The following is a 24,809-nucleotide window of genomic DNA, read 5'->3' as shown; positions in this document are numbered from 1 at the left end:
CGTCCTCTTCCCGGCCAATCCCGTTACGGAGCACCATCACATGGCAGTCATGTCGACGAGTACCACCATCCGCTGGGAACAGGACGAGAGCGGCGTCGTCACCCTCGTCCTCGACGACCCCGACCAGTCCGCCAACACGATGAACCGCGCCTTCAAGGAGTCGATCGCGGCGATCGCGGAGCGCGCCGAGGCCGAGAAGGACTCCATCCGGGGCATCATCTACACCTCCGCCAAGAAGACCTTCTTCGCGGGCGGCGACCTCAAGGACATGATCCAGGTCGGCCCCGAGAACGCCCGGCAGGCGTTCGAGACCGGCATGGCGATCAAGAAGGCGCTGCGCCGCATCGAGACCCTGGGCAAGCCGGTCGTCGCCGCCATCAACGGCGCCGCGCTCGGCGGCGGTTACGAGATCGCCCTCGCCAGCCACCACCGCGTCGCCCTCGACGCCCCCGGCTCCAAGATCGGCCTGCCCGAGGTCACCCTGGGCCTGCTCCCGGCGGGCGGCGGTGTCACCCGTACCGTACGGCTGATGGGCATCGCGGACGCGCTCCTCAAGGTGCTCCTCCAGGGCACCCAGTACTCCCCGCGCCGCGCGCTGGAGAACGGCCTGGTCCACGAGGTCGCCGCCACGCCCGAGGAGATGCTCGCCAAGGCCCGCGCCTTCATCGACGCCCACCCCGAGTCCCAGCAGCCCTGGGACGTGCCGGGCTACCGCATCCCGGGCGGCACCCCGTCGAACCCGAAGTTCGCCGCCAACCTCCCCGCCTTCCCGGCCAACCTCAAGAAGCAGCTGAACGGTGCCCCCTACCCGGCGCCGCGCAACATCCTCGCCGCCGCCGTCGAGGGCTCCCAGGTCGACTTCGAGACCGCCCAGACCATCGAGGCCCGCTACTTCACCGAGCTGGTCACCGGGCAGACCGCGAAGAACATGATCCAGGCGTTCTTCTTCGACCTCCAGGCCGTCAACTCGGGCGCCAACCGCCCCCAGGGCATCCCCGCGCGCCCGGTCCGCAAGGTCGCCGTCCTCGGCGCCGGCATGATGGGCGCGGGCATCGCCTACGCGTGCGCCCGGGCCGGTATCGAGGTCGTCCTCAAGGACGTCTCGCTGGACGCCGCCCACCAGGGCAAGGCGTACTCGGAGAAGCTCCTCGCCAAGGCGCTCTCGCGGGGCCGCACCACCGAGGCCCAGCGCGACGAGCTGCTCGCCCGCATCACCCCCACTGCCACCGCGCGGGACCTGGCGGGCTGCGACGCGGTGATCGAGGCGGTCTTCGAGAGCACCGAGCTCAAGCACCGGGTGTTCCAGGAGATCCAGGACATCGTCGAGCCGGACGCGCTGCTCTGCTCCAACACCTCGACCCTGCCGATCACCGGCCTCGCCGAGGGCGTGACGCGCCAGGCCGACTTCATCGGGCTGCACTTCTTCTCGCCCGTCGACAAGATGCCGCTGGTCGAGATCATCCGGGGCGAGCGCACCGGCGACGAGGCCCTGGCCCGCGCCTTCGACCTGGTCCGCCAGATCAAGAAGACCCCGATCGTGGTCAACGACTCGCGCGGCTTCTTCACCTCGCGCGTCATCGGCCAGTTCATCAACGAAGGCGTCGCCATGCTCGGCGAGGGCGTCGAGCCCGCCTCCATCGAACAGGCGGCGGGCCAGGCGGGCTACCCCGCCAAGGTGCTCTCCCTGATGGACGAGCTGACCCTGACCCTGCCGCGCAAGATCCGCGACGAGACGCGGCGCGCGGTCGAGGAGGCGGGCGGCGTCTGGCCCGGCCACCCGGCGGACGCGGTCATCGACCGCATGGTGGACGAGTTCGGCCGCCCCGGGCGCAGCGGCGGCGCGGGCTTCTACGAGTACGACGGCGACGGCAGGCGCGTACGGCTGTGGCCGGGGCTGCGCGAGCACTTCGCCAAGCCGGGCGCGGACGTCCCCTTCGAGGACATGAAGGAGCGGATGCTCTTCGCGGAGGCGCTCGACACCGTGCGCCTCTTCGAGGAGGGCGTGCTCACCTCGGTCGCCGACGCCAACATCGGCTCCATCATGGGCATCGGCTTCCCCGCCTGGACGGGCGGAGTGATCCAGTACATCAACGGTTACGTGGGCGGCCCCGGGGGAGCGACCGGTCTGCCGGGCTTCGTGGCCCGCGCCCGCGAGCTGGCCGAGCGCTACGGCGACCGCTTCCTGCCGCCCGCGCTGCTGGTGGAGAAGGCGGAGAAGGGCGAGACGTTCACCGACGCATGAGGGGGCGGCGGGCGGGGGAGGCGATCCCCGCCCGCCGGTCCGCCCGCCCGTCGACCGTCCTGCCGTCCCGCCAGTCCGCGGTCCCGCCAGTCCGCCGGTCCGCCCGTCAGTCCGCTTGGCTCTCCGCGCGGAACGCCGCCCGTAGCTCCTCCCTGAGCGAGCGCTGGAAGGCGGTGACCAGCGCCTGCACCACCATGGGCTGCATATGGGCCGACAGGGACCGCATCGCCGCCACGTGGTCGGGGTCCGACTCCCGCTCCCGGTACGGGTTCCACACCTCGTCCCGGAACAGCCGCGTCAGCTCGTGCGCGGCCGAGCGGGTGTGCTCCAGGAGCACCGTCCGGGCCGCCAGGATCGTCTCGTGCGCGATCGGCACGTCGAGCAACTGCACCCCGAGCGCCAGCAGCCCGGGGTCGACCAGGAACGCGTCGCCGCCGCCCTCGGTCCGCTCGAGGACGTTCATCGCGGCCAGCCGGTCGAGGTCGGTGTCGGACAGCGCCCGTCCCGCCCTGCGCTCCAGCTCGGTCCGGGTCGTCTCCTCGGCCGCGTCCGGCGCCCAGGAGGCGACCACGGCCCGGTGGATGGCCAGATCGTGCGCGCTGAGGCCGGGCGGCAACTGCTCCAGGTACCGCTCGATCGCGGCCAGCGTCATCCCGTGGTGCTGCAACTCCTCGATCAGCGCGAGCCGGGACAGATGCGCCGGGCCGTAGAGGCCGACGCGCCGGGGGCCGATCGCGGGGGGCGGCAGCAGACCGCGGGTGCTGTAGAAACGGATGGTGCGCACGGTGACCCCGGCCCGCGCGGCCAGTTCGTCGACCGTCAGGGTCGGCTCCTCGGTCTCCGTCGCCATGGCGGTGCCTCGTTTCCCCGGGTGCGCGGACTGCGACGCAACAGTATTGCTGTCTCATCACTGTTGTCACCCACCCGGGGAACGGCCCGTCCGCAGGCTCAGCCGCCCGCGACCAGCGGGTAGTGGTCGGAGAGGTCGGTGTAGGTGTAGCTCTTGCCCCAGCTGCTCACCGTCCAGGGTGCCGACTGCTCCTTGACCACGGTGTTGTTCCAGCCGGAGGGACGGACGTGCCCCTGGTAGTGCAGGACGTGGTCCAGGTCCTCGCGCGGCTCGCCGGGGTAGCGGTAGGCGGCGATCGAGTTCTCCACGGTGTCGAACGAGTACGGGTGGCCGGTGCGCGAGTCCGCCGCGGCCAGTCCGCCGTCGGCGAGCATCGAGGCGTACTCGGAGCTGTGGGAGTCGACGTTGAGGTCACCGGCGAGCATGACCTCCTCACCGGCCGGGATGTTCTTCGCGTCCAGGAACGCCTTGACGGCCTTGAGCTGGAGCGAGCGGTCCCTGGCGGCCTCGCCCGCGCCGCAGCCGGAGTCGGTGGACTGGAGGTGCGTGCCGACGACGTGCACCTTGGCGCCGTTGACGTTCAGCACGACGTACGCGATGCCCTTGTTGGACCACCAGTCCGCGCCGCACGCGTCCTTGAAGATCACCTGCTCCTTGCGCAGGATCGGCCACTTGCTGAGCACGGTGACGCCCCCGTCCTCGGGGGTGGTGGAGGAATACGAGCCGCTCGTCGCGTCCCAGCCGTCCTTGCTCCGCCCGACCACGGGCGTCTGGTACGGGTACTGGGCGGCGGCGGTCCGCTTCAGCGCGTCCGAGGAGGCGTTGTCGAACGCCTCCTGGAGGACCACCACGTCGTGGCCCCGGAAGAAGGGCGCGGCCGGTATCGCCTGGGCCCGGTGCTCCTGGCCCCAGTTCGGATAGAGGCCGGTGCTCATGAGGAAGGTGTTGTAGGTGAGCACCTTCAGCCGGGGCGCGTCCGCGGCGGCGGTGGCGGCCGAGGCGGACGGGGTGGCGGCGGCCAGCGCGGCGGCGGTGAGCGCGGCGGCGAGGGCCGCGCCGGGGACACGGCGGAGCGCGGAGTGCGGCACTGGAACTCCCGTGGGTGGGGTGGGGGTTGGACTGGCGCGCACATCAAACCAGCCACAGTTACTTCGGGGTAACCGTCTGGTGGCGCCTTTCTTGCCGGGGTCGGAACGCGGGGGCGATCATGCTCCGACGTGTGGGGCGCTCCGGCCGCGACCCCGTGTTGTGACAGGTGGGGAATTGTGTGATCTGTCATCTGGTAACTCTGGATACATGATCGAGAGCCGCACGCCGTCCGTCCCCGCCCCGCCTGTGCCCGGCGGTGTCCTGTGGAGCCTCGCCGGCGACGTGCGGATGCTCCTGACGCTGCCCGCCGCCCTCACCCTCCAGGTCGCGCACCCGGCCGTGGGCGCCGGGGTCGACGAGCACTCCGTGTTCCGCACCGACCCCTGGGGGCGCGGCGAGCGGTCGCTGCGCTCGCTCCAGCTGTGGGTGTACGGCGGCGAGGCGGCCGCCGAGGAGGGGCGGCGGCTGCGCCGGCTGCACCGGACCATTCAGGGCACCGACACCCGGGGCCGCGGCTACCACGCCCTGACCCCCGCCAACTACGCCTGGGTGCACGCCACCGGCTACCCGGTCTTCGCCCACTCCCAGAAGTATCTGAACCGCCCCCTCACCGAGGCCCAGGAGCGGCTGATGTACGCGGAGTGGCTCCAGGTCGGACGCGTCCTGGGCATCCACGACCGGGACATGCCGCAGACCATCGAGGAGTTCTGGCCGTACTACCGCAAGGTGCTGGCCGACGAGATCGCCACCAACACGGTCGTGGAGGAGCTCATATCCGTCGACGTGCGGGTCCCCGCCCCCGACCGGGGCCCGCTCCCCGTCCGGCTGCTGCTCCGGCTGCTCTGGCCGGTCCTGCTGCCCCGTATCGCGCGCTTCCGGCGGTTCGTGACCCTCGGGTTCCTGCCGCCGGACGCCCGCGAGGCGCTGGGCCTGGAGTGGACCGACGCACAGGAGCGGCGGCTGCGCCGGTTCGGCCGTGTGGTGCGGGCCGTCGTGCCCGTCCTGCCCGAGCGGCTGCGCTACCTTCCGCTCGCCCGCGAGGCGAGGGCGCGGTCCCGGGGCGCCGGGCCGCGGCGGTTCAGGCCGACGCCCGTACGACCAGCGCCGTCTCCGTGATGACCGGCGCCGGGGGGATCCCCGTCCCGGCGTCCGGGCCCCGCAGCAGCAGCCGGGCCATCAGCCGGCCCATCCCCTCGATGTCCTGGCGGACCGTGGTCAGCGGCGGGTCGGTGGTCTCGGCCACCCCGCGCAGATCGTCGAAGCCCACCAGGGCCACGTCCTCGGGCACCCGGCGCCCCCGCTCGCGCAGGGTCCGCAGCGCGCCCGAGGCCATCAGGTCGTTCGCGGCGAACACCGCGTCCAGGTCCGGGCACCGGTCGAGCAGCCGGGCCATCGCCCGGGCCCCGCTCCCGGCCGTGAAGGCGCCCTCCTCGACCAGCCCGGCGCCGGGCAGCACGTCGTGGAACCCCTGCAGGCGGTCCGTCGCCGAGGTCTGGTCGCGCGGGCCCGCGATATGGGCGATCCGGGTCCGGCCGAGCCCGAGCAGATGGCGCACGGCCCGGCGGGCACCTCCCCGGTTGTCGGCGTCGACGTACGGGACGGGCTCCTCGCCCGGCGCCACCGGCCAGCCGGGACGGCCCCCGTACACCGTCGGCATCCCCGTCCTGCGGGCGATGGCGGGCAGCGGGTCGTCGGTGTGCAGCGAGAAGGCGAGCGCCCCGTCGACGTGGCCGCCCGCGAGATAACGGGCGATCCGGTCGTAGTCGCCCGGCCCCTCCACCAGGAGCAGCACCAACTGGGTGTCGTGCGCGGTGAGTTCCCTGCTGATGCCCCGGATCTGCTCGGAGAAGAACGGGTCGGAGAAGATCCGGATCTCCGGCTCGGGGATGATCACGGCGACGGCGCCGGTGCGGCGGGTGACCAGGGTCCTGGCCGCGTGGTTGGGCACGTACCCCAGCTCCTCGACCGCCCGGCGCACCTTGTCGGCGAGCGGCGGCCGGACGCCCGCGCCCCCGTTGACGACCCGGGAGGCCGTGGCCCGCGAGACGCCGGCGCGCGCGGCGACGGCCTCCAGCGTGGGGCGGGAGCCCGGGTGCTGCTCGATCACGGCGGACGCTCCTCGTACGCGCGGCGGTGGCGTGGTGCCCCGCACAGCGTATGCGGCGCGCAGAGCCCGGCCACGGGTGCGTGAACCCGCGAACCCCGCGCCCCCGGAGGGGCGCGGGGTTCGCGCGAGGGGCCAGGGCCCGCTGTCGCGTCACGCGCGGCCGGCGGAGGCCTCAGTGGTGGTCGTGGAGGCTGTTCGTCGCCGCGATCTTCTTCCAGGACTTCGGCTGCGCCAGCGGCACACCGGCGGCCACCTTGGCCTTCTTGGCGGCCGGGGCCGCGGGCTTCGAGGGCTGGTACAGCCAGGTGTCGAAGAGGCCCGCCAGCGGCTTGCCGGTGATCTTCTCCGCGTACCGCACGAAGTCGCCCACGGTGGCGTTGCCGTACTGGTGGGCCGTGGGCCAGCCCTTCAGGAGCGCGAAGAAGCCCTCGTCGCCGACCGCGTTGCGCAGCGCCTGGAGGGCGAGCGCGCCCCGGTCGTAGACGGCGAGGTCGAACTGGTTCTCCGGACCCGGGTCGCCGGGCCGGACCTTCCAGAACGGGTCGTCGGCCGGGTGCTGCGCGTAGACGTAGTCCGCGAGCTCCTGCGCGGTGCCCTCGCCCTCCTTCTCCGACCAGAGCCACTGGGCGTAGCGGGCGAAGCCCTCGTTGTTCCAGATGTCCTTCCAGCCCTTCACCGAGACGCTGTCGCCGTACCACTGGTGGGCCAGCTCATGGACGACGACCGAGACGTTGGCGCCGTTCGCGAACTGCCGGGGGCTGTAGTACGGCCGGGTCTGCGTCTCCAGGGCGAATCCGGTGGTCACGTTCGGCACATAGCCGCCGACCGAGTTGAACGGGTACGGGCCGAAGACGCCGCTCAGCCACTCGGTGACCTCCTTGGTGCGCTCGACGCTGGCGCGCGCGGCGCCGTCGTTGTCGCCCAGGTCCTTGCTGTAGGCGTTGATCACCGGCAGACCATTGGCGGTGGTGTCCGTGGTGACGTCGAACTTGCCGATCGCCAGCGTCGTCAGATAGCTCGCCTGCGGCTTGTTGGAGCGCCAGTTGTAGCGGGTCCAGCCGAGCTTGGAGCTCTGCGACTGGAGCGTGCCGTTGCTGATCGCCTGGGTGCCGTCCGGGACCAGCACCGACACGTCGTAGGTGGCCTTGTCCAGCGGGTGGTCGTTGGAGGGGAACCACCACACGGCCGAGTCGGGCTCCTGCGCCGCCACCCCGCCGTCCGGGGTGCGGTGCCAGGCGGTGTACCCGTCGATGCTCAGCTCGGACGGCTTGCCCGCGTACTTCACCACCACCGAGACCGACCGGCCCCGGGCCAGCGGCGCGGCCGGGGTGATCTCCAGCTCCTGGGCGCCGGTCCTGGCGTACTTCGCCAAGGTGCCGTTGACCCGCACCTCGCTCACCGCGAGCCCGAAGTCCAGGTTGAAGCGGGAGAGGTCCTGGGTGGTGGTGGCGAGGAGGGTCGCCGTGCCCTCCAGGAGGTCGGTGGCGGGCTGGTACTTCAGCCGCAGGTCGTAGTGGGAAACGTCGTAACCGCCGTTGCCGCTGCTCGGGTAGTAGGGGTCGCCGATACCCGGCGCGCCCGGAGTGAAGTCGGCGGCCGATGCCGGGATCGCCAGCAGCAGCGACGCGGCGAGCACGCCCGGGGCGAGGATTCTGCGGTGCACGAGTGCTCCAAGTCGTCGGGGTGAACGATCTCTTGGGACCCTATTCAGCGCACGTCCGGCAAGTCATGTCCATGGCCCCTGCTGTCACACGATCGCCATCGCGCCGACATGGAGTGCTGCTCGCCACCGGTCGTTTCCCGACCGTACCTGCCCCCTTTTGCACGGGAGTTGACGCGAGTACCGTCCGCTTCCATGCCGATACCTGCGCGGTCCAGTCGTACGAGGTTCAGATCGCTCCGGGCGCCCGGTCGGGCGCGCCTGCTCGTGGTGGCGGTCGCGGCCGCCCTGACGGCCCTGTTCCTCTCCCCGGCGGGCGCCCAGGCGGCCCGCCCCGGGGAGAGCGCACCCGTCTACTCGTACGCGAACGCGATACGCGAGTCCGTCTGGGTCGACACCCGGCTCGACGCGGACGGCGACGGCCGAAACGACCGGGTCGCCGTCGACATCGTCCGCCCCCGCGAACCCGCGGACCGGGGCCGCAGGATCCCGGTCATCATGGACGCCTCGCCGTACTACGCCTGCTGCGGGCGCGGCAACGAGAGCCAGCTCAAGACGTACGACGCGCGCGGAAACGTCGTCCAGATGCCGCTCTTCTACGACAACTACTTCGTACCGCGCGGCTACGCCTTCGTCGGCGTCGACCTGGCCGGAACGAATCGGTCGGACGGCTGCGTCGACATCGGAGGACCGTCCGACATCCAGTCCGCCAAGGCGGTCGTCGACTGGCTGAACGGCCGCGCCCCCGCCTACACCACCCGCACCGGGAACCAGCGGGCGAACGCGGGCTGGAGCAACGGCAGGACCGGCATGATCGGCAAGAGCTGGGACGGCACCATAGCCAACGGAGTGGCCGCCACCGGCGTCGAGGGCCTGAAGACCATCGTCCCCATCAGCTCCATCTCCTCCTGGTACGACTACTACTTCGTCAAGGGCGCCCCGCTCTACGACTCCGGGCCCGACTGGCTCTCCCACTACGTCGAGAGCCCCGCGGCCCGGACGAACTGCGACGCGGTACAGCGGAAGCTGGTCGAGGGCGCCCCGCGCACCGGCGACTGGACGCCGCTGTGGAGCGCGCGCGACTACGTGGCGGACGCGGGCCGGGTCAAGGCGAGCGTGTTCGTGGTGCACGGCATGCAGGACCTGAACGTCCGCCCCAAGAACTTCGGCCAGTGGTGGGACGCGCTGGCCGCGCACGGCGTCGAACGCAAGATCTGGCTCTCCCAGACCGGACACGTCGACCCCTTCGACTACCGCCGCGCCGACTGGGTCGCCACCCTCCACCAGTGGTTCGACCACTACCTCCTCGGCTACGACAACGGCATCGAGCGCGCGCCGATGGCGGACGTCGAACGCCACCCCGACCAGTGGTCCACCGACCGGACCTGGCCCCCGGCCGGCACCCGTGACGCCGTGCTGCGCCCAGTGACGGGCCCCGCGCCCGGAGTCGGCGGCCTCTCCCTGAAGCCCGCGCCCACCGGGGCGACCGAGACGTTCACCGACGACCCCCGGCTGGGCGAGGCCGCCTGGGCGGCGGCCGTGGACCGCTCCACCCCGGAGAAGGCCGGGTTCACGACCGGGCCGCTCACACGCGACCTGCGGCTCTCCGGCTCCTCCACGGTGACCGTCACCGCCACCCCGAGCACCACCAGCGCCCACCTCTCGGCGGTCCTGGCCGACCTCGGCCCCGACACCATCCGCGACTACGGCGGCGACGGCGAGGGCATCCTCACGGGCACCGACCGCACCTGCTGGGGCGAGAGCACGGCCGGGGACAGCGCCTGCTTCAAGGCGACCCGCGCCGACACCAAGGCCGTCGACCTCACCGTGGTCAGCCGTGGCTGGGCCGACCTCGGCAACTACGCCGGCGGCACCGGACAGCCGCTGACGCCCGGCCGGGCGTACACCATCACCCTCGACCTGCACGCCACCGACCACGTCGTCCCGGCCGGCCACCGCCTGGCGCTGATCGTCGCGGGCACCGACCGGGACCTCATCGACCCGCCCGCGAGCCGCCCCACCCTCACCCTCGATCTCGCCCGCACCTCGGCGAAACTGCCGCTCCTCGGCGGTACGGGGGCGTTCCGGCGGGCCACCACCGGCGCCCCGCACTCCGTCGCTCCCCAGGTCCCGCACCCGGCCGGGGTCGCGGTCCCGCGCCCGGCGCGCCCGGTCCCGGGGGCCCGGTGAGGGCCCGGACGCTGCTCCTGGGCCTCGCCGGAGCGGCGCTCGCCGTACCCCTGGTGACCGCCCCGGCGCGGGCGACCGCGAGCCCGCCCCGTACCGGCTTCGAGACGAGCGCCGGGGCGCGCTGGACCAGTGAGGCCGAGGAGCAGGACTTCCTGGCGGCCGTCGCCCGGGGCGGCCACCGCGCCTCGGTCACCCGGATCGGCACCACCACCCAGGGGCGCCCGCTCCGGCTGGTCCGCGTCGGCAGCGGGCACACCGCCCACCGGATCCTGCTGGTGTGCAGCCAGCACGGCGACGAACCGGCGGGCCGCGAGGCGTGTCTTGCCACCGTCCGCGACCTCGCCTACGCCGAGGACCGCGCCGCCCGGCGGCTGCCGGCCCACACCACGCTCTACGTCGTGCCCACCGCCAACCCCGACGGCCGGGCCGCCGACACCCGCGTCAACGCCGACGGCGTCGACGTCAACCGCGACCACATCGCCCTGCGGACCGCCGAGGCACGGGCCGTTGCCGCCGTGCTCCGCGACGTACAGCCCGACGTCGTCTACGACCTGCACGAGTACGGCGCCACCCCCGGGTACTACGACAAGGACCTGTTCGACCTGTGGCCGCGCAACCTCAACACCGCCCCGGCGGTGCACGAGGAGGCCAGGACGCTGTCCCGGGCGTACGTACGGCGGGCCGCCCGCGCGGACGGCTTCTCCACCGGCACCTACGGCATCTGGACCGACCCGGTCACCGGCGAGCCGGTCAAACAGGTCGCGGGCGACGGCCAGGAGCGCATCCTGCGCAACACGGCGGGCCTCAAGCACGCCGTGGGCCTGCTCATCGAGAGCCGCGTCGACCCGGCGACCGACGCCGAGAAGGCCGACCCGGCGCTCAACAACCGGCGCCGGGTCGCCTCCCAACTGACCGGACTGCGCGGCCTGCTGGACTTCACGGCCGAGCGCCGGGCCGGCGTCGAGGCGGCGACCACGGCCGCCCGCCTCGCGGGATACCGCGACCGGGGGCCGGTCTACCTCGGCGGCGCGGACAACGAACCCGCCACGCCCGCGCAGACCCTCACCGACCCGCCCTGCGGCTACCGCCTCACCGCCGCCCGGTACGCCGAGGTGAAGGACCGCCTCGCCCTGCACGGCGTGCGGGCGCGGCGGTCCGGAGACGGCGCGTTCGTCCCGCTGCGCCAGCCGCTGCGGGCGCTCGTGCCCCTGCTGCTGGACGCCCGTGCCCCGTACGGGCTGACGGCGGCCGAACCCGTACAGCGATGCTGAGACGGGTTCTCACCGGAGGGGAGCGCGGGAGGCGGCCAGTGCCGCCGCCTCCCGCGCGCACCCCCAGGCCACGGTGACCCCGGCGCCGCCGTGCCCGTAGTTGTGCACCAGCAGCCCGCCGGACGCCGTGGACTCCGCCTCGACGCGCACCCCGGTGTCCCGCACCGGGCGCAGCCCCACCCGGTGGGCGAGCACCCGCGCCCCGGCGATCTCCGGACGCACCCGCGCGCACCGCTCCACGATCCGCTGCGCGACGGCCGGGTCCGGGGTGAGGTCCCACACGTCGTCCTGCGCGGTCCCCCCGAGCAACAGCCCGTAGGGCTGCGGGAAGAAGTACGTCGTCTCGCCCGCGGAGTGGTCGACGCGGGTGTACCACTCGACCACCCCGGGGTTCTCCACGACCACCAACTGGCCGCGCACCGGCCGCACCAGGGGATCGGGGACGAGCGTACGGGCGCCAAGACCCGTGCAGTTGACCACCACCGGCGCGTCGGGCAGCGTCTCGACCGTCCGCGTCTCGACCGTCCCGCCCGCCGCCTCCAGCCGTCCGCGCAGCCACGCCAGATGGACCGGCATGTCGATCAGGGGTATGCGGGCCCGTACACCCCGCGCCTCCTCGCGCAGCCCCGCCACCTCGGCCGCCCAGGGCCCCAGTTCACCGAGCCGGACGCCCGCCTGGACCCCTTCCACCAGCCGCACGCCGGTGTGGCCGGGATCGGCGGCCAGCTCCTCGTACACCCGCAGGGAGGCGAGTGCCCAGTCGCCGACGCGTCCGGCGGGCTCGATGCGGTACGGCCACCACAGCGCCCCCGCGACCGCCGAGGTCGTCGCCCCGGCCGGATCCCTGCTCCACACCCGCACCCGGCGGCCCGACTCCGCAAGGACCACCGCCGTGGTCAGACCGATGACACCGCCGCCCAGCACGATCATCTGCTCGCTCATGAAGGGACGGTAGCGGATGGGTGACACCGTGCTCGGATCAGCCGCAGAGGGGAATACTCAGCACATGTCTGCCGCGTATGCGACCTTCGCCCTCGCCCCCGCGATGCGGGCGGGCGATGTCGCGGGGGCCGCCGGTCGGCCCCAAGTGCACCGCGACTTCCTGGACTTCGTCGTCGACGGCCGGCCGCTGCTGCTCCGACTCGCCGACCTGGACGCCGTCTCCCCGCTCGCGGCGGACGTACCGCCGGCCGTCCTCGGCGCCCAGGTGCGCAGCCTGCTCCTGGAGACCGAACCGCCCCTGGCCGACGGGCGGTACGTGGTGTATGCCTGCCCGGAGTGCGAGGACCTGGCGTGCGGGGCGGTCACCGCCGTGATCGAGCGCTCCGGGGACGACATCATCTGGCGGGACTTCGCCTGGCAGACCGAGCCCGTGCCCGACCTGGTGCTCAACGGCTACCACGGGATAGGGCCGTTCCGCTTCCGCGGCGAGGAGTACAGAGCCGCCCTGGAGCGGCTGCTGGGCGACGAGCCGCCCCGGCGCCGGGTCCTGCTGGTCGGGGCCCGCGCGACCGTCCTCGGCAAGCTCGCCGCGGCCCTGCGCTCGATCGGCATCGGCGCGGACATCGCCCACGACGTGACCGACGTGATCGACGAGGAGCTGCGCGGCTACGGGGCGGTCACCTTCGGCCGCGCGGTGTCCGAGACCGAACGCGCGGCGGTGCGCGCCGCGTTCACCCGCGCCCGGGCACACCCCGTGTACGTGACGGGCCTCGCCCCCGTCGTCCCCCTCCTGGTGGCCCAGGTGGAACAGGCCCTGGACCGCACCCCGCTCGCCCAGCGCCGGCTCACCTATCTGTCCGCCTCCCCGGACGAGGCCCGGCTCGCGGTCGGCGCGACCTGCCGTGTCCGGCTCACCGCCTACCGTCTGGACCGGCTGCGCCGCGTCCACGCCCAGGAGGTCCTGGACGCGGTCCTCGACCCCGGCCCGCACCGCATCCCGCTGGACGAGCGCGCCCTGCGCGGGGAGGCCTTCCTGGTGGCCCGCACCACGGGCGGTGTGATCACCACGGCGGTGGTGCGCTGACACGGTCCCCTCGCGGAGCGGGGGAGCGGGGCCCGCCCACGGGCGGGGCGGCCGGGCGGGCGCGGCGGCCCCGGGACCGCGCCCCGATCCGTCGGCCGGTGCCGGCGGGCCCAGTAGGATCGGTGTCCTCATGACTGCCACTCTCGTCGCCAAGGACCTCGCCGCCGGCCACGGCGACCGCACGCTCTTCGCCGGGCTCGACCTCGTCGTCGCCCCCGGTGACGTCATCGGCCTCGTCGGGGCGAACGGCGCGGGGAAGTCCTCCCTGCTCCGCCTGCTCGCCGGACTCGACACCCCGGAGGAGGGCGAGCTGCGGCTCTCCCCGCCCGGCGCCACCGTGGGACACCTGCCGCAGGAGCCGGACCGCCGCCCCGGCGAGAGCGTGCGCGCCTTCCTGGCCCGCCGCACCGGCGTGGCCGCCGCCCAGGAGGCCATGGACGCCGCCACCCAGGCCCTGGTCGAGGGGGCGCCCGGCAGCGACGACGCGTACGCCGAGAGCCTGGAGCGCTGGCTCGACCTCGGCGGCGCCGACCTCGACGAGCGCGCCGAGGAGGTGGCCGCCACCCTCAACCTCACCGTCGGCCTCGACCAGCCGATGACGGCCCTCTCCGGCGGCCAGGCGGCCCGCGCGGGACTGGCCTCGCTGCTGCTCTCGCGCTACGACGTGTTCCTGCTCGACGAGCCCACCAACGACCTCGACCTCGACGGTCTGGAGCGCCTGGAGTCCTTCGTCAAGGGCCTGCGCGCGGGCACGGTCGTGGTCAGCCACGACCGCGAGTTCCTCACCCGCACGGTCACCAAGGTGCTCGAACTCGACCTCGCCCAGCAGCAGATCACCCTCTACGGCGGCGGCTACGAGGCGTACCTGGAGGAGCGGGCCACCGCCCGCAGGCACGCCCGCGAGGGCTTCGAGGAGTACGCCGACAAGCGCTCGGCCCTGGAGAGCCGGGCCCTGATGCAGCGCGGCTGGATGGACAAGGGCGTCAAGAACGCCCGCCGCAAGGCGGGCGACAACGACAAGATCGGCCGCAAGTTCCGCAGCGACGCCAGCGAGAAGCAGGCCTCCAAGGCCCGCCAGACCCAGCGCATGATCGAGCGCCTGGACGTCGTCGACGAGCCCCGCAAGGAGTGGGAGCTGCGGATGGAGATCGCCACCGCGCCCCGCTCGGGCGCCGTCGTCGCCACCCTCAGCCAGGCGGAGATCCGGCGCGGCGACTACACCTTCGGCCCCGCCACCCTCCAGATCGACTGGGCCGACCGCGTGGCCATCACCGGCGCCAACGGCGCGGGCAAATCCACCCTGCTCGCCGCCCTCCTCGGCCGCATCCCGCTCGACGCGGGACGGGCCGTGCTCGGCTCCGGCGTCGTCGTCGGCGAGGTCGACCAGGCCCGGGGCCTCTTCGTCGGCGACGAGCCGCTGCTGGAGGCGTTCTGCGCGGCCGTCCCCGACACCGAACCGGCCGAGGTGCGCACCCTCCTCGCCAAGTTCGGGCTGCGGGCCGACCACGTGCTGCGCCCCGCCGGCTCGCTCTCGCCCGGCGAGCGCACCCGCGCCGCGCTCGCGCTGCTCCAGGGCCGGGGCGTCAACCTGCTCGTCCTCGACGAGCCGACCAACCACCTCGACCTCCCGGCGATCGAGCAGCTGGAGTCCGCACTCGACTCCTACACCGGCACCCTGCTCCTGGTCACCCACGACCGGCGGATGCTGGACGCGGTCCGCACCACCCGGCGCGTCGAGGTCGCCGACGGCAAGGTCACCGAGCAGTAGGGCGCCACCGGGCGACGGGCCGCGCGCGTCGCGCGAGCGGCGGGCGGTCCGCGCGTACGGTGAGCGGGTGGACCGCGAGCGCGACCGGCTGCAGGCCGTTCTGGAGGCGCTGCCCCGGGCGGCGATCGTGCAGGGCGGCGACGAGCACGTGGTCGCCGTCAACCGCCGCTTCGTCGAGATGTTCGCCCTGGCCGGCCGGGTTCCGTACGAGCCCGGCGCGCCGCTCGGACCCGTCGTCGAGGCGGTCTGCGACACCTTCGCGGACCGCCCCGCCTGGGCCGTGGAGAGCACCCACGCCATCGCCCGCCGCCGTATCCACCGGGCCGCCGAGATCGGCCTCACCGACGGCCGCGTCATCCGCCGCGACGTGGAGCCGCTGTACGACGCCGACGGGCGGCCCTTCGGGTCGCTGTGGACCGCCGAGGACATCACCGAGGACAAGCGCCGCGAGCACGCCCTGCGGCGCGACAACGAGGCGCTCACCGAGCTGGCCCGCCAGCGCAACGAGTTCCTGGCCTCGGCGTCGCACCAGTTGCGCACCCCGCTGACCTCCATCATCAGCTTCTGCGAGCTGCTCGCGGACCCGGCCTGCGGCCCCCTGGACGCCGACCGCCGCGCCTTCCTCGACGCCATCGACCGCAACGCCCGGCGGATGGCGGCCGTGATCACCACGCTGCTGGACACGACGCGGATGCGCGAGCCCCGGCTGCGGCTGGAGTTCGGCGAGGTGGACATCGCGCGGATGCTGGAGCACGCCGTGCACGACCGGATGCCCGCGCTCACCGGGGCCGGGCTCTTCACCGTCCTCGACTGCGCTCCCGGGCCGCCGCTCCACGGCGACGAGCACCGCCTGGAGAGCGTCCTGGCCAACCTGCTGGAGAACGCCGCCAAGTTCACCCCGCCCGGCGGCCGCGTCACCATCGGGGCCGCCCCGGAGGGCGACGTCTGGCGCATCACGGTCGCCGACACCGGGATCGGGGTGCCCGAGGCCTACCGCGAGGAGGTCTTCTCCGGCTTCTTCCGGGCCCCCAACGCCGAGAGCGGCGGCTACCCCGGCACCGGACTCGGCCTGACCTTCAGCCGGGACATCGTGCGCCGCCACGGCGGTGAGCTCGGCGTCGCGGAGGCACCCGGCGGGGGAGCGCTGTTCACCCTGCGACTGCCGGTCGCCGGGCCCGCGGACGCGGGGCAAGCGCCGTGACGCGGATCCTCGTCGTCGAGGACGACGCCGACGTGGCGACCGCGCTGCGGGTGCTGCTGACCCGGGCCGGATACGAGGTGGCGGCCGCCGCCGACGGCCGCGAGGCGCTGCGCCGCCTCTTCGCCGACGGCCCCGACCTGATGCTCCTCGACATCGGCCTGCCCGGGCTCGACGGCTGGCAGGTCCTTGAGCGCACCCGGGACATGACCGACCTGCCGGTCCTGCTGCTCACCGCGCGCGGCGCCGAGAGCGACCGGGTGCGGGGCCTGCGGGCCGGGGCGGACGACTACCTGCCCAAGCCGTTCGGCAACGAGGAGCTGCTCGCCCGGGTCGAGGCCCTGCTGCGCCGCGCCGCCCCCGCCCGCTGGGCGGGCGCCGCCCAGGACGACGCGCTGCGCCTGGTCCCCGAGCGCCGCTCCGCCCTGTGGCACGGCGAGGAGGTCCGCCTCAGCGACATCGAGTACCGCCTGCTCCAGCTCCTGGTCCGCAACCGGGGCCGTGTGGTCACCACCGACCAGCTCCTGGACCAGGTCTGGGACGATCCGCAGGGCATCGGCCGGGACCGGGTGAAGTTCGCGGTCCTCCGCCTGCGGCGCAAGCTCCAGCAGGGGGCGGGCGGCGTGGAGTGCGACCCGATCGAGGCGGTGCGGGGGATGGGCTACCGCTACCGGGGGGACCAAGGCCCCTGAGCCGCGCGGGCCGAAAGTCCCGAATTACGGGAATATCCGGTTTCGCAACCCTGGAGCAACCGACTGCGATCCGTCCCGGCAACGGGCGAAGGCGACCTTGGGGACGTCCCGGTCGGTCCCTCCCTGGAGTCCTCGTGCCCGCACTGCCGCCCCGCAGCATCGCCCTCGTCCTCGGCACCCGCCCCGAACTGGTCAAGCTCACCGAGCTGATCCGGCTGCTGGGGCCCGCCGCGCACGTCGTGCACACGGGACAGCACTACGACGAGGAGCTCTCCGGCCGCTTCCTCACCGACCTCGGCATCCCCGAGCCCACCCACCTCACCGGCATCGGCGGCCGCCCCCGCGCCGTACAGATCTCGGCGGCCCTGGCCCAGCTCGACGCGCTGTTCCTGGCACGGCCCCCGCTCGCGGTGGTCGTCCAGGGCGACACCAACGCGGCCCTCGCCGGCGCGCTCGCCGCCAACGCCCGGTCGATCCCGCTGGTCCACGTCGAGGCCGGGCTGCGCAGCCACGACCGCAACATGCCCGAGGAGCACAACCGCGTCCTGATCGACCGGCTCGCGGACGTGCTGTGCGCGGCGACCCCGCAGAACCGGGACAACCTGCTGGCCGAGGGGGTCGACCCCGAGCGCGTGGAGGTCACCGGCAACACGGTGGTCGAGGCGGTCCGCGGACAGCTCCCGGAGGCCGGGGAACGGGCCGCGTACCTGGCGGACCTGGGGCTCGCCGAGGACGGCTTCGTCCTGGCCACCGTCCACCGCCCCGAGAACACCGACGACCCGGCGGCCCTGCGGGCGATCCTCACCGAGCTGGCCGCGCTCGCGGCGGACGTCCCGGTGGTGCTGCCGCTGCACCCGCGGACCCGGGCCCGCGTCGAGGCGGCGGGGCTGGCCGGGCTGCTCGCGCCGCTGCGGGTGACACGGTCGCTCGGATACCGCGAGTTCCTCGCCCTCGCGCGACACGCGGCGCTGCTCGTCTCCGACTCCGGGGGCGTCCAGGAGGAGGTCACGGTGCTCGGACGGCCGCTGGTGGTGGTCCGCAACTCGACCGAACGGCCCGAGGCGATGGGTGACTTCGCGACCCTGGTGTCCTTCGGGCCCGCGCTGGGACGCGCCGCGCGCGCCGGGCTGGCCCTGGGCACCGCCGGTCGCACGCGTCTGGCGGCACTGCCCAGCCCGTTCGGGGACGGGGGCGCCTCGCGGCGGATCGTGGGGCTGCTGGAGGCGGTGACCACCGCGGCACCCGGGCTGCACGCGGCGGCGTAACGACCCGCCCGCGCCCCGGCGGGGAGCCGCACGCGCCCCTTCACGGGGCGGCCCGGACCGCGAGCGCACGGGCAGCGTCGGCCGCGCGTCCCCGGTCGCGGTGGGCCGCACACGCGGTTCGCCTCGCCTGCGAGGGCAGCCCCCCACGGTTGCCCGCGTCCCTTCAGCGGGGCCGCGTCGTCGGGACCGCGAGCGCGTGGCGCGGACCACACCGGCCGTTAGTCAGCGGGTCGCGGTCCGCACGCGCGGTTCGCCTCGCCTGCGAGGGCAGCCCCCCACGGTTGCCCGCGTCCCTTCAGCGGGGCCGCGTCGTCGGGACCGCGAGCGCGTCGTGCGGACCGCACCGGCCGTTCGCCGGCGGTCGCGGTCGGCCGCACGCGCCGGTCCCCGCGCCCCGGGACGCCGCCCAGGTGCCCGCCCCGCGCCCCCGAACCGCCCCCCCTCCACCCCCTTCCCGACCCACCGGAAAGCCCCATGCTGGACAGCCTGTTCCTCTATCTCTTCCCCTTCCTCCTCCTCGCCTGCTTCCTCCTCTACTGGGCCGGGGCCCGGCACGCCTACCTCAACCGGGGGCGGACCGAGGCCGGCGACCCCGCCCTTCTCGGCTGGCACTTCTTCGTGCCCTGCCGGGACGAGGAGGCCGTCGTGGGGGCCACCGTCAGGCAGTTGCGCGCGGACTTCCCGGCCGCGCACGTGTGGGTCGTCGACGACGACAGCGACGACCGGACCGGGCTGATCGTCGCCGCGCTCGCGGAGGACGACCGCCGGGTCCACCTCGTACGCCGGGTGCGCCCCCACGCCCGTACCGGCAAGGGCGACGCGCTGAACGCCGCGTACGACCAGCTCGGCGAGTTCCTGGCCGAGGACGCCGACCGCGACCGGGTCGTGGTGTGCGTGGTGGACGCCGACGGGCGGCTCGACCCGCGCGCCCTGGAGCTGGTCTCGGGCCCGGCCGCGTTCGGGGACCCGGGGATCGGCGGGGTGCAGGTCGGTGTGCGGATGCGGAACGTGGACGACCCGCGTCCGCTGCCCGGGCGCGGCCGGGCCGCCAACGCCTTCGCGCGGCTCCTGGTCCGCGTCCAGGACATGGAGTTCGCCGTCTCCAACGCCGGGATGCAGCTGCTGCGCGTCCGCACCGGCTCGGTCGGCCTCGGGGGGAACGGCCAGTTCACCCGGCTCTCCGCGCTCGACCGGATAGCCGACGCCGAGCGCCGCCCGTGGCAGCGCGGGGCGCTCCTGGAGGACTACGAGCTCGGCCTCCACATGATCCTCGCGGGTTACCGGATCACCCACATAGCCGACACCTGGGTCTCCCAGGAGGGCCTGCCGCACGCCCGCCGCCTGCTCACCCAGCGCACCCGCTGGGCGCAGGGCAACCTCCAGTGCGTGCGCTACGCCCCGCGCATCGTCTCGTCACGGCACTACGGGGGCCGGGGCGTGCTGGAGACGCTGTACACCTTCTGCCAGCCGGTGGCGCATCTGCTGACGCTCGCGCTGACCGCGGCGATGCTGGTCCTGGGCGGCCTCGGCCCGCTCGTCCTGTGGCCGCTCACCCCGGTGCTCGCGGCCCTGGCCATCGGCCCGTTCGTGCTGTGGGGGCCGGTCTACCGGCGCGACCACGCCCCGGACGCGTCCCGCCTGACGGCGCTGGTGTGGGGCGTGGCGCTATGGCTGTACGCGTACCACCTCTTCGTGGTCTCGGCGCGCGCCTTCGTCCGCACGGCCCGGGGCCGCAACGGGTGGGCCAAGACCCGCCGCAACGCGGAACCGTCCACGACGGGCCCGGTGGCCCTGGAGGCGTAACCCATCCCCCCGCGCCTCCCAAGGGACGCGGGGAACCGCGCGGCCGGCCACAGCAAACCCGGAGCCGAGGTCACCGTGCTGCTCAGGACACGCGGGGAACCGCGCGGCCGGCCACAGCGGACCCGCGGCCGAGGTCACCGCAGGTAACCGTCCGTCGAGCCGTCAGCGACGCCCCTTCGGGTCCAGCAGCCCCGCCTTGCGCAGCGCGTCCGCCATCGCCCCGTTCGCCGGGGGCGGCGGCGCCGGGCGGCCGCCGCGGTCCCGGTCACCGCCCCCGCGCCGCTGCTGCTGACGCTGCTGAGGCGGCCGCGCACCCCGCTCCCGCTTCGGCCCGCCGCCCGAGGCGTTCGCCGTCGTCTCGTCCTCGAGCCGCAGCGTCAGCGAGATCCGCTTGCGCGGTACGTCCACGTCCAGGACCTTCACCTTGACGATGTCGCCCGGCTTGACCACCTCGCGCGGGTCCTTCACGAACTTGTCCGACAGCGCCGAGACATGCGCCAGACCGTCCTGGTGCACCCCGATGTCGATGAACGCGCCGAACGCCGCCACGTTCGTCACCACACCCTCCAGGACCATCCCCGGCTCCAGGTCGCCGATCTTCTCGACGCCCTCCTTGAAGGTCGCCGTCCTGAAGGCGGGCCGCGGGTCGCGCCCCGGCTTCTCCAGCTCGCGCAGGATGTCCGTCACCGTCGGCAGACCGAAGGTGTCGTCCACGAAGTCGTCCGGCCGCAGCGACCGCAGCACCGCCGTGTTGCCGACCAGCGCCGCGACCTCGCTGCCCGTCGTCTTCACCATCCGGCGCACCACCGGATACGCCTCGGGGTGCACGCTGGAGGCGTCCAGCGGGTCGTCGCCGCCGCGGATGCGCAGGAAGCCCGCGCACTGCTCGTACGCCTTCGGACCCAGGCGCGCCACGTCCTTGAGCGCCTTGCGGGAGCGGAACGGGCCGTTGGCGTCGCGGTGCGCCACGATGTTCTCGGCGAGTCCGGCGCCGATGCCCGAGACGCGCGAGAGCAGCGGCGCGGACGCGGTGTTGACGTCCACGCCGACGCCGTTCACACAGTCCTCCACGACCGCGTCCAGCGAGCGCGAGAGCTTCACCTCGGAGAGGTCGTGCTGGTACTGGCCGACGCCGATCGACTTGGGGTCGATCTTCACCAGCTCGGCGAGGGGGTCCTGGAGGCGGCGGGCGATGGAGACCGCGCCGCGCAGCGACACGTCCATGTCCGGCAGCTCCTGCGAGGCGAACGCCGACGCCGAGTACACGGAGGCGCCCGCCTCGGAGACCATCACCTTGGTGAGCTTCAACTCGGGGTGCTTGGCGATCAGTTCCCCGGCGAGCTTGTCGGTCTCGCGGGACGCCGTGCCGTTGCCGATGGCGACGAGCTCGACCGCGTGCTCTTTGGCGAGCCGGGCCAGCTTGGCGAGCGCCTCGTCCCACCGGTTCGCCGGGACGTGCGGATGGATGACGTCCGTCGCCACGACCTTGCCCGTGGCGTCCACGACGGCCACCTTCACGCCCGTACGGAACCCGGGGTCCAGGCCCAGCGTCGCGCGCGTGCCGGCCGGGGCGGCGAGCAGCAGGTCGCGCAGGTTCGACGCGAAGACCCGCACCGCCTCGTCCTCGGCGGCCGTGCGCAGCCGCAGCCGCAGGTCGATGCCGAGGTGGACCAGGATCCGGGTGCGCCACGCCCAGCGGACGGTGTCGGCCAGCCACTTGTCGCCCGGGCGCCCCCGGTCCGCGACGCCGAAGCGGCGCGCCACCATGTTCTCGTACGCCGAGGGGCCGGGGGTCTCCGCGTCCTGCGGGCCCTCGGGCTCCAGGACGAGGTCGAGGACGTCCTCCTTCTCGCCGCGCAGCATCGCCAGGACCCGATGCGAGGGCAGCGCGGTGAACGGCTCGGTGAAGTCGAAGTAGTCGGCGAACTTGGCGCCCGCCTCCTCCTTGCCCGCGCGCACCTTCGCCACCAGGCGGCCCTTGGTCCACATGCGCTCGCGCAGCTCGCCGATGAGGTCGGCGTCCTCGGAGAACCGCTCGGTGAGGATGGCGCGGGCGCCGTCCAGGGCCGCGGCCGGGTCCGCGACGCCCTTGTCCGCGTCGACGAACGCGGCCGCGGCGGTGAGCGGCTCCACCGACGGGTCGGTGAGCAGCCCCTGCGCCAGCGGTTCGAGGCCCGCCTCGCGGGCGATCTGCGCCTTGGTGCGCCGCTTGGGCTTGAAGGGCAGGTAGATGTCCTCCAGGCGCGCCTTGGTGTCGGCGGCGCGGATCTGCCGCTCCAGCTCCTCGGTGAGCCTGCCCTGCTCGCGTACGGAGTCGAGGACCGCCGTGCGGCGGTCCTCCAGCTCGCGCAGATACCGCAGCCGCTCCTCCAGGGTGCGCAGCTGGGCGTCGTCGAGCATCTCGGTCGCTTCCTTGCGGTAGCGCGCGATGAACGGCACGGTCGACCCGCCGTCGAGCAGCTCGACCGCGGCCTTCACCTGCCGCTCCCGTACGCCGAGTTCCTCGGCGATCCTGCCTTCGATGGACGTCGTCACGTTCCCGTACCGCCTTCTCGCAGAGCCTGAAGGCGCCATTGTGGCAGGCGGCACCGACAACAGGGGGTCAGCCCTTGCCGATGAGGTCGGCCGGGAACGCCCCCGCGGCCACCGCCGTCATCAGCAGTCCCCGGGCCAGCTCGGTCAGCCGGTCCACGCCCTTGGCGCCGAGCAGCTCGTACGGGGCGAGGTCCAGCCGGTCGGTGCGGTCCTCGATCTCGGCGCGCAGTGCGGTGCCCGCCTCGGTCAACTCGCCCCCGGCGTCCAGGAGGCCGCGCTCGCGCAGCCGGGCGACGGCCGCCTCCCAGTCCGCGCGCCGCCAGCCGCGCGAGCCCAGCACCCAGCGCGGTGCCATGCCCTTGCCGGTGGCGGTGTGGCTGACCAGCGCCTCCAGCGGGTCGAGTCCGGCGTCGAGCAGGGCCATCAGGTGGCCGTCGCCCCGGTGCTCGCGCAGCAGCGTGGCCGCGTGCCAGTACGCCAGGTGCGGCTCCTCGGGGACCGGCAGATCGGCGTGGGCGGCGTACAGCGGCCGGGCGTGGCGGGTGCAGCCCTCGGTGGCGCGCAGCGCGAGGCGGGCGGCCTCGGCCATCTCCGGCGAGGCCACGACGTCGTCCCCGAGCAGGCGCCGCAGGGTGCGGTCGGCGGCCCGCAGCCGGGCGTCGAGGATCGCCTCGGGGGAGGCGATGTCCCACACGGCCGGAACGTGGCGGGCGACCAGCTCGTGGTTGAAGTTGTAGAAGGTGGCGGTGATGGTGCCGGGTCCGACCGCGCCCAGGGCGGCGGCGCGCCCGGCGAAGTAGGCCGCGCGCTCGTCCTCCACGCCGAGCTGCTTGAGCTCGTCGTGGTAGTCGGGGGAGAAGTAGACCGTCGAGTGCAGCGGGTTGACGGAGTTGTGGCAGTGGCGGCCGGCGCGGGGCGGGAGAGACGTCATACCCGCACGTTACCGACTGGTCGGTACGGAGTGAAGCCCCGGGGGGAAACGGGCGCGCCGGGGCCGGGGGCACGGGGCGCCCCCACCCCGCGACGCGGCCTGGCGGGGCGCGGACGCCCGACGCGGCAGCACCCAGCTGCGACGACGCCCCGCTCGGGCCAATCCATCTCAGGCCCCGTCCATCTCAGGCCCCGTCCGGCTCGGACCCACCCGGCCCGGCCCTGCTCGGCCCGGCCCAGCCCGCCTCGGAGCCGTACATCCTGGCTTGGCTCGGCCCCGTCCGGCTCGGCCCCGTCCGGCTTGGCCCCGTCCGGCTTTGCCGACCGCCCGGCTCGGCCCCGTCCGGCTCGGCCGACCGCCCGGCTCAGCCCCGCCCCCCGGCCCCGTCCGGGCTCAGCCCGACGCGCTCCAGTCGAAGTGCGGCGCACGGCGCTCCAGGAACGCCGTGACGCCCTCGGCCGTGTCGCCGCTGGCGCGGGCCTGTTCGTTCCAGTACGCGTCCCGGTCGGTGCGGCCGTTCGCGAACTCCTTGGCGGCCGCCTGGGTCAGCTGCGAGCGGGCGGCGAGGACACGGGTGAACCCGGCCACCCGCTTGTCCAGCTCACCGGCGGGCAGCACCTCGTCCACCAGGCCGGTCCGCAGCGCCCGCGCCGTGTCGATCAGCTCGCCGGAGAAGAGCAGGTACTTCGCGGTCGCCGGTCCCACCAGGGCGGTCAGACGCCGGGTTGAGGAGGAGGCGTAGACGATGCCGAGCCGGGCGGGCGTGATCCCGAAGGAGGCGCCCTCCTCCGCGAAGCGCAGGTCGCAGGCGGCCGCGAGCTGGCAGCCGCCGCCGACGCAGTGGCCGCGCACGGCGGCCAGCGTCGGCTTGGGGAAGGCGGCGAGCGCCTCCTCGGCGTCCACCGCGAGCGACCGGGGGTCCTCGTCCGGGCCGGGCGCCCGCAGCGAGGAGATGTCGGCGCCCGCGCAGAAGGTCGGCCCGGCGCCGGTCAGCACCAGCGCCCGTACGGCACGGTCGGCGGCCAGGCCGTCGAGCAGCGGCGGCAGCGCCCGCCACATCGCGGCGGTCATCGCGTTGCGCTTGGCGGGGTTGCTGATGACGACGGTGGCCACGCCGTCGGCCACGGTGTGCTCCAGCTGCGGCTCCATGCGCCGGATGCTATCCGGGCGGACCGCTCCTAT

Annotated in this window: 18 protein-coding genes; 10 read left to right on the top strand and 8 right to left on the bottom strand. The window is 74.1% G+C overall.

Annotated elements, in window-relative coordinates:
• Positions 1–49: 49 nt before the first annotated feature.
• Positions 50–2,242 carry a 3-hydroxyacyl-CoA dehydrogenase NAD-binding domain-containing protein gene (locus AC069K_RS17030; protein WP_478616821.1) on the top strand — a complete coding sequence of 731 codons (2,193 nt, stop codon included), beginning with the start codon at positions 50–52 and terminating at the stop codon, positions 2,240–2,242.
• Between the two features lie 106 nt (positions 2,243–2,348).
• Here AC069K_RS17030 and AC069K_RS17025 read toward each other — a convergent pair whose 3' ends face one another.
• Together AC069K_RS17025 and sph are read right to left on the bottom strand one after the other, a co-directional pair.
• The gene (locus AC069K_RS17025; protein WP_365099848.1) at positions 2,349–3,092 is read right to left on the bottom strand and encodes a MerR family transcriptional regulator; all 744 of its coding nucleotides are present in this window, start codon (positions 3,090–3,092) and stop codon (positions 2,349–2,351) included.
• 98 nt (positions 3,093–3,190) lie between these two features.
• A complete protein-coding gene (gene sph / locus AC069K_RS17020; protein ID WP_478616818.1) occupies positions 3,191–4,180 on the bottom strand; it encodes a sphingomyelin phosphodiesterase in 990 nt (329 codons plus the stop codon).
• 208 nt (positions 4,181–4,388) lie between these two features.
• On the opposite strand from sph, the gene AC069K_RS17015 reads away from it, so the two are divergent.
• Positions 4,389–5,297, top strand: coding sequence for an oxygenase MpaB family protein (locus AC069K_RS17015; protein WP_478616816.1), 909 nt, complete (start codon positions 4,389–4,391; stop codon positions 5,295–5,297).
• On the opposite strand, the gene AC069K_RS17010 is transcribed toward AC069K_RS17015, so the two are convergent.
• A complete protein-coding gene (locus AC069K_RS17010; RefSeq protein WP_478616813.1) occupies positions 5,260–6,288 on the bottom strand; it encodes a LacI family DNA-binding transcriptional regulator in 1,029 nt (342 codons plus the stop codon). The two genes, AC069K_RS17015 and AC069K_RS17010, sit on opposite strands and share 38 nt — an antisense overlap.
• A 172-nt stretch (positions 6,289–6,460) precedes the next feature.
• Positions 6,461–7,951, bottom strand: a complete 1,491-nt coding sequence (locus AC069K_RS17005; protein WP_478616810.1) for a M1 family metallopeptidase — start codon at positions 7,949–7,951, stop codon at positions 6,461–6,463.
• 192 nt (positions 7,952–8,143) lie between these two features.
• On the opposite strand from AC069K_RS17005, the gene AC069K_RS17000 reads away from it, so the two are divergent.
• Positions 8,144–10,138 (top strand): Xaa-Pro dipeptidyl-peptidase, encoded by a 1,995-nt coding sequence (locus AC069K_RS17000; RefSeq protein ID WP_478616807.1) that lies wholly within the window; start codon positions 8,144–8,146, stop codon positions 10,136–10,138.
• A complete protein-coding gene (locus tag AC069K_RS16995) occupies positions 10,135–11,409 on the top strand; it encodes a M14 family metallopeptidase (protein ID WP_478616804.1) in 1,275 nt (424 codons plus the stop codon). The genes AC069K_RS17000 and AC069K_RS16995 overlap by 4 nt, the downstream gene beginning before the upstream one ends.
• A 9-nt stretch (positions 11,410–11,418) precedes the next feature.
• Here the strand turns inward: AC069K_RS16995 and AC069K_RS16990 are convergent, their stop codons facing one another.
• On the bottom strand, positions 11,419–12,351 hold the full coding sequence (locus AC069K_RS16990) for an FAD-dependent oxidoreductase (protein ID WP_365099862.1): 933 nt from the start codon (positions 12,349–12,351) through the stop codon (positions 11,419–11,421).
• Between the two features lie 64 nt (positions 12,352–12,415).
• On the opposite strand from AC069K_RS16990, the gene AC069K_RS16985 reads away from it, so the two are divergent.
• The 6 genes from AC069K_RS16985 (at position 12,416) to AC069K_RS16960 (ending at position 20,161) form a co-directional block, all read left to right on the top strand.
• Complete coding sequence (locus AC069K_RS16985) at positions 12,416–13,435, top strand: oxidoreductase (RefSeq protein ID WP_365099864.1); 1,020 nt, start codon at positions 12,416–12,418, stop codon at positions 13,433–13,435.
• Positions 13,436–13,565: 130 nt separating this feature from the next.
• On the top strand, positions 13,566–15,203 hold the full coding sequence (locus AC069K_RS16980; protein WP_478616799.1) for an ABC-F family ATP-binding cassette domain-containing protein: 1,638 nt from the start codon (positions 13,566–13,568) through the stop codon (positions 15,201–15,203).
• 67 nt (positions 15,204–15,270) lie between these two features.
• Positions 15,271–16,404, top strand: coding sequence for a PAS domain-containing sensor histidine kinase (locus AC069K_RS16975; RefSeq protein WP_478616796.1), 1,134 nt, complete (start codon positions 15,271–15,273; stop codon positions 16,402–16,404).
• Entirely contained in the window at positions 16,401–17,093 is a 693-nt protein-coding gene (locus tag AC069K_RS16970) for a response regulator transcription factor (RefSeq protein ID WP_358836522.1), read from the top strand. Before AC069K_RS16975 ends, AC069K_RS16970 begins: the two co-directional genes overlap by 4 nt.
• A 134-nt stretch (positions 17,094–17,227) precedes the next feature.
• Positions 17,228–18,358: a non-hydrolyzing UDP-N-acetylglucosamine 2-epimerase gene (wecB, locus tag AC069K_RS16965; protein ID WP_478616793.1), complete on the top strand. Its 1,131-nt coding sequence runs from the start codon at positions 17,228–17,230 to the stop codon at positions 18,356–18,358.
• A 474-nt stretch (positions 18,359–18,832) separates the two neighbouring features.
• Positions 18,833–20,161 carry a glycosyltransferase family 2 protein gene (locus tag AC069K_RS16960; RefSeq protein WP_478616790.1) on the top strand — a complete coding sequence of 443 codons (1,329 nt, stop codon included), beginning with the start codon at positions 18,833–18,835 and terminating at the stop codon, positions 20,159–20,161.
• A 162-nt stretch (positions 20,162–20,323) separates the two neighbouring features.
• Here the strand turns inward: AC069K_RS16960 and AC069K_RS16955 are convergent, their stop codons facing one another.
• The 3 genes from AC069K_RS16955 to AC069K_RS16945 form a co-directional block, all read right to left on the bottom strand.
• Positions 20,324–22,696: a Tex family protein gene (locus AC069K_RS16955; RefSeq protein WP_478616787.1), complete on the bottom strand. Its 2,373-nt coding sequence runs from the start codon at positions 22,694–22,696 to the stop codon at positions 20,324–20,326.
• Positions 22,697–22,763: 67 nt separating this feature from the next.
• The gene (locus AC069K_RS16950; RefSeq protein ID WP_478616784.1) at positions 22,764–23,627 is read right to left on the bottom strand and encodes an SCO6745 family protein; all 864 of its coding nucleotides are present in this window, start codon (positions 23,625–23,627) and stop codon (positions 22,764–22,766) included.
• A 393-nt stretch (positions 23,628–24,020) separates the two neighbouring features.
• Positions 24,021–24,776 (bottom strand): enoyl-CoA hydratase/isomerase family protein, encoded by a 756-nt coding sequence (locus tag AC069K_RS16945; protein ID WP_478616781.1) that lies wholly within the window; start codon positions 24,774–24,776, stop codon positions 24,021–24,023.
• Between the last annotated feature and the right edge of the window lie 33 nt (positions 24,777–24,809).

The organism is Streptomyces sp. NPDC043908, assembly GCF_056435525.1.
Note: the sequence above shows the minus strand (reverse complement) of the source record. Positions and strands in the feature narration are given on the sequence as shown.